This window comes from Fictibacillus sp. NRS-1165 (assembly GCF_050468105.1).
Classification (GTDB): domain Bacteria; phylum Bacillota; class Bacilli; order Bacillales; family Fictibacillaceae; genus Fictibacillus_C; species Fictibacillus_C terrinigri.
In genome coordinates this window covers 23,032-36,010 of the sequence record NZ_JBDPNU010000029.1, presented here as the reverse complement: position 1 = coordinate 36,010, position 12,979 = coordinate 23,032, and the positions used below count along the sequence as shown (strand labels likewise).

Annotated in this window: 18 protein-coding genes; 7 read left to right on the top strand and 11 right to left on the bottom strand. The window is 43.9% G+C overall.

Annotated elements, in window-relative coordinates:
* Positions 1–71: 71 nt before the first annotated feature.
* Positions 72–1,274 carry an NAD(P)/FAD-dependent oxidoreductase gene (locus ABHN01_RS14410; protein ID WP_290398492.1) on the bottom strand — a complete coding sequence of 401 codons (1,203 nt, stop codon included), beginning with the start codon at positions 1,272–1,274 and terminating at the stop codon, positions 72–74.
* 331 nt (positions 1,275–1,605) lie between these two features.
* On the opposite strand from ABHN01_RS14410, the gene ABHN01_RS14405 reads away from it, so the two are divergent.
* The 3 genes from ABHN01_RS14405 to ABHN01_RS14395 all read left to right on the top strand — a co-directional run bounded on the left by ABHN01_RS14405 (position 1,606) and on the right by ABHN01_RS14395 (position 3,086).
* Positions 1,606–2,586, top strand: a complete 981-nt coding sequence (locus tag ABHN01_RS14405) for an NAD(P)/FAD-dependent oxidoreductase (protein WP_429876119.1) — start codon at positions 1,606–1,608, stop codon at positions 2,584–2,586.
* Between the two features lie 37 nt (positions 2,587–2,623).
* A complete protein-coding gene (locus tag ABHN01_RS14400; protein WP_429876118.1) occupies positions 2,624–2,794 on the top strand; it encodes a hypothetical protein in 171 nt (56 codons plus the stop codon).
* Positions 2,795–2,924: 130 nt separating this feature from the next.
* Complete coding sequence (locus ABHN01_RS14395; protein WP_290398489.1) at positions 2,925–3,086, top strand: hypothetical protein; 162 nt, start codon at positions 2,925–2,927, stop codon at positions 3,084–3,086.
* Here ABHN01_RS14395 and ABHN01_RS14390 read toward each other — a convergent pair.
* The 4 genes from ABHN01_RS14390 to ABHN01_RS14375 form a co-directional block, all read right to left on the bottom strand.
* Complete coding sequence (locus ABHN01_RS14390; RefSeq protein WP_290398488.1) at positions 3,083–3,349, bottom strand: hypothetical protein; 267 nt, start codon at positions 3,347–3,349, stop codon at positions 3,083–3,085. The genes ABHN01_RS14395 and ABHN01_RS14390 overlap by 4 nt on opposite strands.
* Entirely contained in the window at positions 3,350–3,508 is a 159-nt protein-coding gene (locus ABHN01_RS14385; protein WP_429876117.1) for a hypothetical protein, read from the bottom strand.
* A gap of 133 nt (positions 3,509–3,641) precedes the next feature.
* On the bottom strand, positions 3,642–3,998 hold the full coding sequence (locus ABHN01_RS14380; protein WP_290398486.1) for a HesB/IscA family protein: 357 nt from the start codon (positions 3,996–3,998) through the stop codon (positions 3,642–3,644).
* A gap of 83 nt (positions 3,999–4,081) precedes the next feature.
* Positions 4,082–4,267, bottom strand: coding sequence for an aspartyl-phosphate phosphatase Spo0E family protein (locus ABHN01_RS14375; RefSeq protein ID WP_290398485.1), 186 nt, complete (start codon positions 4,265–4,267; stop codon positions 4,082–4,084).
* A gap of 349 nt (positions 4,268–4,616) precedes the next feature.
* Between ABHN01_RS14375 and mqnE the strand changes: the two genes are divergently transcribed.
* The gene (gene mqnE / locus ABHN01_RS14370; protein ID WP_290398484.1) at positions 4,617–5,711 is read left to right on the top strand and encodes an aminofutalosine synthase MqnE; all 1,095 of its coding nucleotides are present in this window, start codon (positions 4,617–4,619) and stop codon (positions 5,709–5,711) included.
* 31 nt (positions 5,712–5,742) lie between these two features.
* Here the strand turns inward: mqnE and ABHN01_RS14365 are convergent, their stop codons facing one another.
* Positions 5,743–6,027 (bottom strand): hypothetical protein, encoded by a 285-nt coding sequence (locus ABHN01_RS14365; protein WP_429876116.1) that lies wholly within the window; start codon positions 6,025–6,027, stop codon positions 5,743–5,745.
* 665 nt (positions 6,028–6,692) lie between these two features.
* Between ABHN01_RS14365 and ABHN01_RS14360 the strand changes: the two genes are divergently transcribed.
* Positions 6,693–7,268: an ECF transporter S component gene (locus tag ABHN01_RS14360; RefSeq protein WP_429876115.1), complete on the top strand. Its 576-nt coding sequence runs from the start codon at positions 6,693–6,695 to the stop codon at positions 7,266–7,268.
* 40 nt (positions 7,269–7,308) lie between these two features.
* Here ABHN01_RS14360 and ABHN01_RS14355 read toward each other — a convergent pair whose 3' ends face one another.
* Positions 7,309–7,545, bottom strand: coding sequence for a YuzB family protein (locus ABHN01_RS14355; RefSeq protein ID WP_290398481.1), 237 nt, complete (start codon positions 7,543–7,545; stop codon positions 7,309–7,311).
* A 228-nt stretch (positions 7,546–7,773) separates the two neighbouring features.
* Between ABHN01_RS14355 and ABHN01_RS14350 the strand changes: the two genes are divergently transcribed.
* Entirely contained in the window at positions 7,774–8,838 is a 1,065-nt protein-coding gene (locus ABHN01_RS14350; protein WP_290398480.1) for an NAD(P)/FAD-dependent oxidoreductase, read from the top strand.
* Between the two features lie 56 nt (positions 8,839–8,894).
* Here the strand turns inward: ABHN01_RS14350 and ABHN01_RS14345 are convergent, their stop codons facing one another.
* Complete coding sequence (locus ABHN01_RS14345) at positions 8,895–9,206, bottom strand: YuzD family protein (protein ID WP_429876114.1); 312 nt, start codon at positions 9,204–9,206, stop codon at positions 8,895–8,897.
* A 168-nt stretch (positions 9,207–9,374) separates the two neighbouring features.
* On the opposite strand from ABHN01_RS14345, the gene ABHN01_RS14340 reads away from it, so the two are divergent.
* Positions 9,375–9,614 carry a NifU family protein gene (locus tag ABHN01_RS14340; protein WP_290398478.1) on the top strand — a complete coding sequence of 80 codons (240 nt, stop codon included), beginning with the start codon at positions 9,375–9,377 and terminating at the stop codon, positions 9,612–9,614.
* Positions 9,615–9,687: 73 nt separating this feature from the next.
* On the opposite strand, the gene thrB is transcribed toward ABHN01_RS14340, so the two are convergent.
* The 3 genes from thrB to ABHN01_RS14325 are packed head-to-tail and all read right to left on the bottom strand — an operon-like array spanning position 9,688 to position 12,952.
* Complete coding sequence (gene thrB / locus ABHN01_RS14335) at positions 9,688–10,611, bottom strand: homoserine kinase (RefSeq protein WP_429876113.1); 924 nt, start codon at positions 10,609–10,611, stop codon at positions 9,688–9,690.
* A complete protein-coding gene (gene thrC / locus ABHN01_RS14330; protein ID WP_429876112.1) occupies positions 10,596–11,657 on the bottom strand; it encodes a threonine synthase in 1,062 nt (353 codons plus the stop codon). Before thrC ends, thrB begins: the two co-directional genes overlap by 16 nt.
* Positions 11,657–12,952 carry a homoserine dehydrogenase gene (locus ABHN01_RS14325; protein WP_429876111.1) on the bottom strand — a complete coding sequence of 432 codons (1,296 nt, stop codon included), beginning with the start codon at positions 12,950–12,952 and terminating at the stop codon, positions 11,657–11,659. The genes thrC and ABHN01_RS14325 overlap by 1 nt, the downstream gene beginning before the upstream one ends.
* Positions 12,953–12,979 lie beyond the last annotated feature (27 nt).

Here is a 12,979-nt window from a genome sequence, read left to right as displayed (position 1 = left end):
ATCCCTCCTAAACATAAAAAGAGCAGAGGCCCCGAAGGACTTCTGCTCTCATCATATCATGCCGTCAGGCATTAAAATAATTTAAGTTTACCTTTTTTGATGACCATTGGAATGCCGCCAAGCAAGAAAAGATAACGGTTATCGATCACTTTTTTCATGGCTGAAGCTGTGGAACCGAATAATTTTTTGTTTCCAACGACGCCGATCGCTTCACCTTTACCAAGAGAAGCTACAGTACCTTTAATGTCCGGCTTGAATTCCTCAAGCTGCCCTCCGCCATTGATCAGCGTTTTCAAGTTGCGGCCAATCGTATAAGCCTGCTGAATGGCAATTTGTGCGGTTGGGGGATAAGGTCGGTTGATTTCTTCATTGATAATAAGAGCACAGTCACCTGCAACAAAGATATAGTCATATCCAGGCATGCGAAGGTCTTTATCAACTTTTACACGGCCACGCATGGTTTCGAATCCAGCTTCTTCAACCAGGTGGTTACCACGTACTCCGCCAGTCCAAACAACAGTAGCGGCCTTAATTTCTTCCCCAGAAGCAAGAAGAACGCCATCTTCGTTACATTCTTTGATCGGTGTGTTCACGAGGAACTCAACACCGCGGCGCTCAAGGTTGTTGATCGCGTATTCAACGAGCTCTTCGTCAAATCCAGGAAGAACGTTTGGAGCGGCTTCTATGTTAACGATACGAACTTTTTCACGAGGAATATCATATTCTTTGCAAAGCTCAGGAACACGGTCAGCCAGCTCTCCGACAAATTCGATTCCTGTAAAACCAGCACCGCCGACAACGATATTGATCAGTTCTTGTTTCTGCCCTTCGTTGTTGTAACGAGCAAAGTTATATTCAATGTGTTCGCGGATTTCACGGACAGAATTGATGCTGCGGATGCTGAATGCATGTTCTTTTAAGCCTTGGATTCCGAATGTTTCAGGATCTGATCCAAGAGCAATGATAAGATAATCATACGTTAATTCACCATTTGCAAGGATTACGCGCTTCTCATCTTTTTTAATCTCAACAACCGTATCCTGTACAAAGTTGATTTTGTTTGTATCGATGATGTCATCGATCATGATACGTGTTTTATCGTGGTGCAGCGTACCAGCCGCATTTTCATGAAGCCATGTGGTTTGGTAGTGATAGTTATGCTTGTTGACAAGCGTAATATCCGCATTGTTTAAACCAAGCTCTTTTTCCAGGCGGACAGCTGACATCATACCGCCGTATCCTCCACCAATAATTAAAATTTTTGGCTTACTCATATGATCACTTCCAGTTCAGATTTTTTATAGTTTGACCTAACCAATAAGGAAATATGATAGACAAAAAGTTTGTGACGTATTTCACGTAGTAGGACAAAAATAAAGACGAAAACTGTCACAATTTCCCCATGTTTTTTCCTATTTCATCTTAGTCCTTTTCTTCTTATATTTCAACCGTTTTTTGAAAAAAAGCGATAAACCCTTGACATAGACAATACACCCTCTAGGTCCAGCATCGGCCATGAAATCACATTGTTTGTATTATCCTTTCCTTTCCCTCTCATTCTTACTATAATGGAGGGAGAATGATAATATTCTCGGGGGTGGAAGTATGACAGAAGAAAATCTGTATGATATTACGATAATTGGCGGAGGTCCGACAGGATTGTTTGCAGCATTCTATGGAGGAATGCGCCAAATGAAAGTAAAAATCATTGAAAGCATGCCACAGCTCGGAGGACAGCTCGCTGCCTTATATCCAGAAAAATACATATATGATGTAGCCGGGTTCCCGAAGGTGCTTGCCCAGGATCTTGTGAACAATCTAAAAGTCCAGGCAGAGCAGTTCAATCCGGAAATTGTACTCGAAGAATCCGTTCAAAGCGTTGAGAAAAAAGAACAACATTTTGAACTGACAACAGATAAAGATAAGCATTATTCCAAAGCGGTGATCATTACTGCAGGTGTCGGTGCGTTTCAGCCAAGACGTCTGGAGCTCGATGAGGCGAAAGCTTTTGAAGGAAAAAATCTGCATTATTTCGTGAATGATCTTCAAGCCTTTGAAGGCAAAAAAGTTTTAGTCGCAGGCGGAGGAGACTCTGCGGTGGATTGGTCACTCATGCTGGAGCCAATCGCTGAAGAAGTCACACTTACTCACAGGCGCCCTAAATTCCGGGCACACGAACACAGTGTCGAACAATTGCTGAATTCCAATGTACAAATTAAAACTCCGTATCAGATTAAAGAGCTTGCAAATGACGGTGAAAAGATTACCCATGTGATTCTGGAAAATGGTGAGGAGCAAGAAAAAATCGAGGTGGATGCTGTCATCGTCAATTATGGATTTGTATCTTCTCTAGGACCGATTAAGAACTGGGGACTTGATATTGAACGAAATTCGATAATCGTGAACTCTCGAATGGAAACAAACGTGAAGGGGATCTATGCGGCAGGAGATATTTGTTCTTACGATGGAAAAGTCAAACTGATTGCTGCAGGATTCGGAGAGGCTCCAACCGCTGTCAACAACGCGAAGACTTATATTGATCCTAAAGCGAAAACCCAGCCTCAGCACAGCACCAGCCTATTCTAATGAAAAAGTGCGGGACGCAAAGGAGGAATAAAGTTTTATGAACCGCCAATGGACGGAAGACGAGCTATATACTGCCGAACTGCTTCAGGAACTTCAGCGTAAAGCCAGTTCCCTCCACATTACCGATGAGTCCTTTCTTGAAAATGTCCGGGAATCGCTGCCCGAGCTTAAGCAGCTATTAATAAAGCTCGAAGACTCGCTGGAATAAAGTGGTTCTTGGATTAGCTGTATGATATGTGATACAATTGGTTTAGCAGACAAGAGCTGCTCATAAACCCATAAATATGACCCGGTGTCGGCACACCGGGTTTTTTCGTACATAAATAAGGAGATTAACGATGAACATATATATCATCATTGGCATCGCATGCTTTATACTTGGAACCGGATTAATGATGGCAAGCAGCCGGAATACCGGCAGAAGAAAATGGGTCATGATGGGATTATCAATCGTGAGTGATTTGATCGGACTGATCTTTCTTCTTTATCTGGGGAATTAATATTCTTTTATGAAGGTGGTTAGCAGCAGGCTAAACACCTTTTTTCCTTTTTCATTTCGTTTCCTTATTAATATCTCATTTTGAAATTGCTGTTCATTGATCACTGCCACTTCGTAATCCACCGTTGATTCCTGCCCTTTAACGTAATCTTCATAGGTCTTTTGCAGGTAAGCTTCTGCTTCTTCCCTCGTATTGAATTCGATTTCGACAGTTAGCCCTGGCCTTCCCTTAGATTGTCTGCGTACTTCAATGACATATTTCATTTATGACACACTTCGGTAGAGAAAGAGCCACAGCACAGTGATCATCAGGAGACCGGGCCATCCACCGAAAACAAATCCAGCTGCAAATACGAGCAATACAGAAAGGCTGGCCAGCAGCCATGACAGCACGTTTCCCAAGCGTTGCGCGTGACGGTTCATCATCTCCACTCTTCTCTCCCTCTACAGGATGATTGATCAAGTGGTATAAACATATTCTGTAAAACCGTAAATATTGCAAAAAAAACCTCCCTGCCAGCCAGAATCGGCAAGCAGGGAGGTTTTTTTGATTGTATTAGCACTCTTCTGGAGTTCCAGCATTAGTTGCTGTTTTAAAGGAGGAACCGCATCCGCAAGAAGCAATCGCGTTCGGATTGTTAATCGTGAATCCTCCGCCCATCATGTTCTGTTTAAAATCAACAGTTGTACCATTTAAAATCTTGGCACTTTCATCATCCACAACAATCTTAAGGCCGTTAATCTCCTCTTGGTGATCGTTGCTTTGGGTTTCTTTATCAAATCCCATGCCGTATGAAAGGCCGCTGCATCCTCCGCCTTTAACTCCGACACGAAGGAAAAGTCCTGTTTCTTCCTCTGCTGCAAGCATCTCTTTAATTCTGCCTACTGCGGCATCTGTAAAGTTTACGATCATCTCTCTGCACTCTCCTTCATTGAAGGTTTTATAACTTTATTATACAGGGGCAGCGCCAAACTCTCAAGGTTTCGGCCTGCCCTTTAAAATGACTTATCTCTTTCAATCTTCAGTATAAGGTTATGGGTTTCATCAATTTTACGGCTATAACTTAACACTTCCGGATGATTCAGTCCAAATAGGCCGGCTGTCTGAATCATCTTTTCGCGGAGCACTTCGATCTGCTCATTATAATGGTTCAGCCGTTCGCAATCAGCGGTATTGGTCATTTGTAACACTCCCTGGTTCAAAACCTGGTGGTTCCATTATTCTACTTTATATTCAATATTTTTACAATGTCAGACGTTCAACATTATGTATTCTGCTATATTTTTATCATTTTGTCTTGATTATCTTTGAAAAGTAAAAAAAAATTAATTTTTGTTACACAAATGTGATATAGCAGGCAAATTGTACCTTCCTTGTCCTTCCAAACAAATGAGCGTATAATAGACTGCGTATTCTTTAGTAAAAAAAGTCCGCTCAAGATAAAGGCAGCAATCAAAAAGTTTGATTTCGCAGGATCCATTCCTGCACAATAGATCGTATATACATATTATTTAGAACGGGGGAAAAGTAATGGCGATCATTACACAAGAAACAAAAATTTATGACATTGCTGAAAAAGTCCGTAACGGTGAACGTCTTTCCATTGAGGATGGACTGTTTTTATACGAAACCAACGATATTCTAGGGGTCGCACAATTGGCGAATGAAGTAAATGCCCGGAAAAACGGAGATAATGTTTATTTTATTGAAAATATGTACATTAACCCGACTAACGTATGTGAGGCAACATGCAGTTTCTGCGGTTTCAAACGAAAGCCTGGTGAAGAAGGCGCTTATACGATGAACGAAGAACAGCTGCTTGAGTATGTAGAAAAACGCTGGAATGATAATATCCGTGAATTTCACATTGTCGGAGGCCATAATAATGAAGTGCCTTTTGATTACTATCTGGACACCATTCGTGCACTAAAAAAACATTATCCAAATGCGGCTGTCAAAGCTTATACTGGAGCAGAGATTGAATTCTTCGCCCGATTATCCGGTTTATCAATGAAGGAAGTGCTTGAAGAGCTTGTTAAAGCAGGCTTGGATACCATGCCTGGTGGCGGAGCAGAAATTTTGACAGAACGCTACCGTGAAAAGATGAGTCCGGACAAAGCTTCCACCGATCAATGGCTCGAAGCACATGAGATCGCTCACGGCCTTGGACTTCGCACGCATGCAACCATGCTGTACGGTTCAATTGAAACTAAAGAAGAACGCCTTATCCATATGGACAGAGTTCGCAAGCTTCAGGATCAAACCAACGGATTTATGGTGTTTATTCCGCTTGCGATGCAGCCAAGAACAGCTTCCATGGGGCTTATGCGCCGAACATCAGCATTTGATGACATGCGAACCATCGCGATCAGCCGCTTGATGCTGGATAATTTCGACCACGTCAAAGCATACTGGATCAACATCGGCGTCCAATTAACACAAATGGCATTAACATTTGGAGCAGATGACATTCATGGAACATTGATCGAGGAAAGAATTTCTCACTCTGTGGGTGCTCTTACTTCACAAGGCATCACTCGTAAAGAACTGGTTCATTTAATTAAAACAGCCAATAAAAAACCTGTAGAACGTGATACCTTCTACAACATTATTAAAGAATATTAGACACAAAGCTGCCGGACATACCCGGCAGCTTTTATCTTAACTTTTCCTCAGTCCAGAAGTAATCATCATCTGCGTTTAAGATCGTCAGCTTGCTGTGGCAGCATGGCATAACCAAGAGCTGCTTGATGCCCTCTTTCGCACTGTTCAGCTTCTCTTCAGAAAAGGTTGTCAGCACATTGGATTTGCCGCAGAACGGGCATTCATTTATATAAATATCGTCCATCATTTTATCGTATGGCCAAGAATTCTCAAATGTCAGCATATCGACTGGCTTTTTTGTTGCAACATCCAGGGTTCCCCTCCTTGTGTTTATCATCTCCTCACCTATTGTATACCAGATGGCCAAAAAGCTGTGTTATTTCTTTTACCCATTCTTTTCCGTTCATAATCTTTTTCTTTTTCAGAAAGCAACTAAACTTTTGTAAGTCAAAACAGTTCCCAAATTCCTTTTTATACAGTATAATAAGCAATGTATTCTACAAAAAAATAGCGATCCATCTTCGGGGCAGGGTGAAATTCCCGACCGGCGGTATTTGAAGATTCCCTCTTCATTAGCCCGTGAGCTCATAAGAAGAGCTGAAACGCATCGCTTACAGCCGACAAGCACTGGAACCCACTGACCATAAAAACGCCTTTTTGTTTTTTGGCGGGAGTAAAGTGACGTGGGGCTTTAGGCGTTTAAAGCTAGACAACGTTTCGCGCTTCTTGTCTGCTGATCTGGTGTAATTCCAGAGCCGACAGTAAAGTCTGGATGGGAGAAGATGACGGTGCATCGTTCAGTTCTTTTACAATAAAGAGGTCTATTGTAAAATGACTGAGCCCTCGCTCAACAGCATTCAAAGGACGTGCTATTCCTTTATGTTTCTTTGGTGATGCCTGACACTCTCCCTTAGCTTTGAATTAAGCTAAGGGTTTTATAATGTTGGCAGGGGTGCACTGCATTTGAAATCAGAGATGGCGCAACAAAGGAGAGATTTCAACATGCAAAAGGGAAAAGTTTATAAGATGGTGGCTGTTTCCATGCTAAGCAGCATTGCGTACGTATTACAGTTATTGGATTTTCCGTTTCCGGGTCTTCCGTCCTTTCTTCAAATCGACTTCAGCGAAGTTCCTGCGCTTCTTGCAGCGATCGTATTTGGACCGCTTGCAGGGATTGGGGTTGAAGCCATTAAGAACTTTCTTCATTACGGAATGGTCGGCAACCTGACTGGTGTTCCGGTTGGAGAACTGGCGAATTTTATCGCCGGAACGATCTTCATTATTCCAGTCTCCTACTTCTTCCGCAAATACCGTACAACAAAAGGCTTATCCGCAGGCTTGGTCAGTGGAACGGTTTTAATGACCCTAGCCATGGGAGTATTGAATTACGTGCTCATCCTTCCCGCCTACACCTGGTTCCTTAACTCGCCGCAAATGTCCGGTGAGGCGATGATGAACCTGATCTTAGTAGGGATTGCACCTTTCAATGTGATCAAGGGTTTGCTTATCACCCTTCTGTTCATTGTGTTATATACTAGGATTCAGCCTTGGCTGAACAGACAATATCAGCATTCATAAAAATAAGAAACTGGCCCAGTGATGAGCCAGTTTTTTTTATTTAAAACATTGGGTTTTCTTCAAGAAACTTATAAACGTTCCCGACCAGTTCATCCGGAGATTCTCCGTGAACAATCTCTCCGTTCACTAAAGCGAATAGAGAACGGGCACACTGTCCACAATATCCGAGACAGCCGTATTCAATCACATCAAGGTCATAATCCTGTTCTAATTTTTCAAGTGCACGCTGTGAGCCGTTGGCCAGGTTGCTGACACAAAATTCAATTATCGGCTTCATCTTATCACCTCGCCTTACTTTTCTATCCTATCTTGTCCGAAGTGGACAGTCAAACCCTTTCACTTCTCACTCTTAGTTTTTCGTGAAAATGGTTGAGAAATTAGAGTAAAATGCTATACTTAGAAGTGTTTGAATGTGAAATCGCTTCCGATGAAGCCTGTAAAGAACGTTTGCTGCAATTATTGATGACTTTAGTAAACATAGTGCCATAGAAAGAAGGGAAACACAATGAAACACCTAGTTTTGCTTGGCGGAGGATATGGGGGAATGCGCCTCATGAAGCGCCTGCTCAATTCATCTGAGCTTCCATCCGACGTCCAAATTACTTTAATCGACAAGCTTCCTTATCATTGTTTAAAAACTGAATATTATGCGCTCGCTGCTGGAACCATTTCCGACCACCATATCCGGGTGCCGTTCCCTGAACATCCACAGCTTCAGGTAAAATACGGAGAAGTGACCGGCCTTGATCTTGCCGGAAAACAAATCCACCTATTAGATGATGAAACTGTGACGTATGATGAATTAGTTATTGGCTTAGGGTGTGAAGATAAATATCATAATGTCCCCGGTGCAGATGAATATACACTCAGCATCCAGAGTGTGGATAAGTCCCGTGAGACGTATCAAGTTTTAAATAACCTGCCTCATAACGGCGTAGTCGGTGTTGTCGGTGCCGGGTTGAGCGGTGTTGAGCTTGCAAGTGAGCTTCGCGAGAGCCGTTCCGATCTTAACATTAAACTGTTTGACCGCGGGCCGATCATCCTTAATGGCTTTAAACCCCGGTTGAGCAACTATGTACAAAACTGGTTCATTCAGCATGGTGTTGAAGTAATCAATAATTCTAATATTACACGCGTCGAAAAAAATGTGCTATACAATCACGACACCGCTATCGAATGCGATGCCATCGTCTGGACCGCCGGCATTCAGCCAAACAAGCTCGTACGTGAGCTTGATGTGGAAAAAGATGCTCAAGGCCGTGTAAAACTGACCAAATATCACCATCTTCCAAACGACGAAAATGTTTTTGTAGTCGGTGACTGTGCGAGCATGCCATTCTCTCCAAGTGCACAGCTTGCAGAGGAACAGGCAGAACAAATTTCAGATATTCTTCTTAAAAAATGGAGAAATGAACCGATGCCTGAGCTTGAAGAGATCAAGCTGAAAGGTGTTATGGGATCCCTGGGCAAGAAGAGCGGTTTTGGTACGATGGGAGGAGCTTCACTTATCGGCCGAGTTCCCCGCCTGTTAAAGTCTGGTATCCTCTGGCTCTATAAATATCAAAATTAAAGTAAAAAAATCCATCGAGTGATCACCCGATGGATTTTTCTTTTGTCGAATAAAGATCATTGATAGCCATGCTTCTCCATGATTTCATAAATATCTTTTAGTCTTGGATTTCCTTCTGCTACAATTTCATCGTTGATTACAACGACTGGATAGAAAAGGTCTTCTTCCACGATCTGAAGAGCGAATCTTTGGTTTTCCCCTTCTGTCGGCGAAAAGATATCCACGTATTCTATACGGAAAAGCTGATCGGGAAATTTTCGGGAGATGGCCGCTTCCAGCCACTCTGCTGTTTCTTTTGATGTCGGGAGGTTTACGCAGCTCGCACATTTTTGTTCTCCGCCGAAAACTTTAATTGTGATATGACTCATGTCGATTTTCTCACCCCAGTTTGAAGTCCCCTGCTTTCTTTTATTGTAATAGATTCTTCTTCGATTATAAAGCTGAATTCTTTTCAAGGTTGTGATACGTGCACATGGATTTTTTCATTCAAAACCCGTATAATAAAGATAAGTTTCTATTGAAAGGAGCATTTTATTATGGCTACGGAAATTTCTATGCGTGAGCAAGTTGAAGAAGTTCTAGATAAATTACGCCCATTTTTGCTTCGTGACGGCGGTGACGTTGAACTCGTTGACATCGAAGACGGAATCGTTAAGGTGCGTTTGATGGGTGCATGCGGAAGCTGTCCTTCCTCAACCATTACCTTAAAAGCAGGGATCGAGCGTGCTCTTCTTGAAGAAGTGCCAGGTGTCGTTGAGCTGGAACAAGTATTCTAATTGAAGATAAACAATAAAAACCCCCGTGACGGAAACTGTTTGGACACACAGCTCCTTCACGGGGGTTTATTATTTATGCAGGGAGTGAGAGCTGCTCAACACGGACTCCTATTGAGTCCGGCATTACCGTTTTGCAGACGTACCCCTCAAATGCAGATGCCAGGCTGTCCTTGATCCGTTTACCGCTATTTTTCGGCACAAAGCAGATGACTGTCGGTCCTGCGCCACTTATGGCTGTTCCATATGCGCCATGATCCGACGCTTTCTGCTTAATTTCCGCAAAATCAGGGAACCAGCGCTGCCGATAAGGCTCATGCAGCAAATCTCTCTCCATCATTTTTCCTGCCGTCTTCCAGTCGTTCGTAAGTAAGGAAGCAACGAGTACATTGCTTACCGCACTCGCCTGTGTCGCCTGAGAATGAGGCAGACTTTTCGGCAAAGCTTCCCTCGCCTTGCTCGTCAATAGTTCAAAGGAGGGGATAACAAGCACCATTTCCACCGCTAAATCGTGTATTTGTACGGTTTCCAAACGATTATCTCCGTAGCAGCTGATGGCCAATCCTCCGTTAAGCGAAGGGATAACATTATCAGGATGACCTTCCATTCTGCAGGCTATTAAGGCTTTCTCTTTTTTAGACAAAGAAAGTGAGAGTACGCGGTTTGCCAGCTCTATGCCTGCAACAATAGCTGCAGCACTGCTTCCAAGACCTCTGGATAAAGGAAGCTCGCTCTCCACTTCAAGGGAACAGCAAGGCAGTTCTTTACCATACTCCTTTGCTACCAGCAATGCTGCTTCCTGAATAAGATTCGTTTTTTCCCCATTCAGCTCTTGCAGCTCTTTTCCAATATAGGAAATTTTCCAATGTGAAGACGTGCACACGTTCACTGTCAGGTACATCGTGATCGCCAAACCAATCGAGTCAAAGCCTGGCCCTAAGTTTGCTGTGCTGCCCGGGACCTGAACGGAAAACGGAGAAAAGGTCATTTTAGAACACAACCCTTCATGGCCTCCCGTAATTCTTCGATTTTATTGGAAACGGTAACCGGATTGACTGCGACTGTATCCATGGCTGTTTCTGGATCCTTCAGCCCGTTTCCGGTGAGGACCGCAACAACCTTTGTGCCTTTGGCAAGCCTGCCGCTTTTTACGAGCTTCGAGATGCCCGCAATGGACGAGCAAGAAGCAGGTTCAGCAAAGATCCCTTCTTTTTTGGCCAGCAGGTGGTAAGCCTCCACAATTTCCTGGTCACTGACACTGTTCACTCCTCCGTTGGACTGTTGAACGGCTTCAACTGCAAAATTCCAGCTGGCTGGATTTCCGATTCGGATCGCAGTGGCAATCGTTTCCGGATTCTTCACTACGGCGTTATTCACGATCGGGGCAGCTCCCTCTGCCTGGAATCCTTGCATGCTTGGAAGCCCGCTTCCTTTTTTCTCATGGTATTCTTTAAACCCTTTCCAATACGCTGAGATGTTGCCGGCGTTGCCGACGGGAATAGCCAGCACACCAGGCGCTGATCCAAGTGCATCCACAATTTCGAAAGCTGCTGTTTTCTGTCCCTCGAGCCTGAACGGATTGACAGAGTTTACGAGTGTAACCGGTTCTTCTTCACTTAGTCGGCGGACCATCTGAAGAGCTTCATCAAAATTTCCGTCGATCTCAAATACTTCAGCCCCATACATTTTAGCCTGTGCCAGCTTGCCCAGGGCTACTTTGCCAGAAGGAATAACTACAATGCACCGAAGTCCTGCTCTCGCTCCATAGGCAGCGGCAGCTGCACTCGTGTTGCCGGTTGAGGCACAGATGATCGCCTTGCTTCCTTCTTCCTTCGCCTTTGCCACAGCCATTACCATCCCGCGGTCCTTAAAGGAACCCGTAGGATTCGCACCTTCATATTTGACATAAAGCTCAATGCCCCATTCTTTTGAAAGGTGTTCAAGCGGGATGAGCGGTGTATTCCCTTCCAGCAGAGAAAGTTCCGGTGTTTCATCTGTCACGGGTAAAAAATCTCGATATTGATGGATCAGTCCTTTATAGCTCATTATGCTCCTCCTTCAACTCTGTAATGGCTCTTGATGACCTTAACGATTCCTGTATCTCTTAACTGTTGATAGATTTGTTCATTTTGGTGCTTCGTTGTCGTGTGGGTAACGAGAACGACTTCAGCTACTCCGTCTTCATCCACCGGTTTTTGAAGCAGCTTTTCCAGGCTGACTTGATTTTCAGCAAATACAGAAGTCAGTGCAGAAAAAGTTCCCGCTTCATCTTTTACATGCAACCGGTAAAAATACTTCCCTTCAATTTCTTCCGCTTGCTTTAATTGTTTCTCAAACTGAGGAGCCACCACACTTTTACCGTTCACACCAAGCCTCATGTTACGCACCACTGCCACAAGGTCTGAAACAATGGAAGTGGCCGTCGGCAACTGCCCCGCGCCGGGGCCGAAGAACATTGTTTCACCGACTGCTTCTCCGTAAATGTATACCGCATTATTTTCGTTTTGGACGGATGCCAGAGGATGGGTGTCTGGAAGCAGCGTCGGTTCTACGCTCACTTCAACTTTGCCCCCGTCTTTTCTTGCGTTTCCGATTAATTTCATGGAGTAGCCGAACTGGCGTGCATACTCCAGATCTTCACTCGTAATGTTTGAAATCCCCTTAACTTCTACGTCATCAAGGTGAATATTCATGGAAAAACCAAGGGATGCCAGTATCGCCATCTTCCGGGCAGCATCGATTCCTTCCACATCTGAAGTCGGGTCTGATTCTGCATAACCCAACTCCTGTGCCTCTTTCAACACTTCTTGGAAGGTTAAATTCTGTTTGTCCATCTTCGTTAGAATATAGTTGGTCGTTCCGTTGACGATCCCCATCATTTTTGTGATTCGGTCTGAGGCCAAGCCGTCCACAAGCGTTCGGATGATCGGGATTCCTCCTGCCACACTCGCCTCATAAAACAAGTCGCAGCCATTTTTTTCTGCGGTTGACAGCAATTCTGCCCCATGCAGCGCCATGAGATCCTTATTGGCTGTAATCACATGTTTTTTATTGTTCAATGCCTGCAAGATATATTCTCTGGCTTGCTCGATGCCTCCGATCACCTCAATCACAACGTCTATGTCTGGATGATTCACTACATCTTCAGCACTGCTCGTTAATAATTCTGGCTTAATTACGCAAGCTCTTTCCTTTTCCAGATTTTTTACAAGCACTTTTTCTATGTAGACCGGACAGCCTACGCGATGAAGCAATTCCTCTTGATGGCCTTCCACCATTCGGACGACTCCGCTTCCTACCGTTCCCAGTCCCAATAATCCTACAGATACGTTCTCAACCATTGCCAACACTCCTGTCCTCACTGAAAA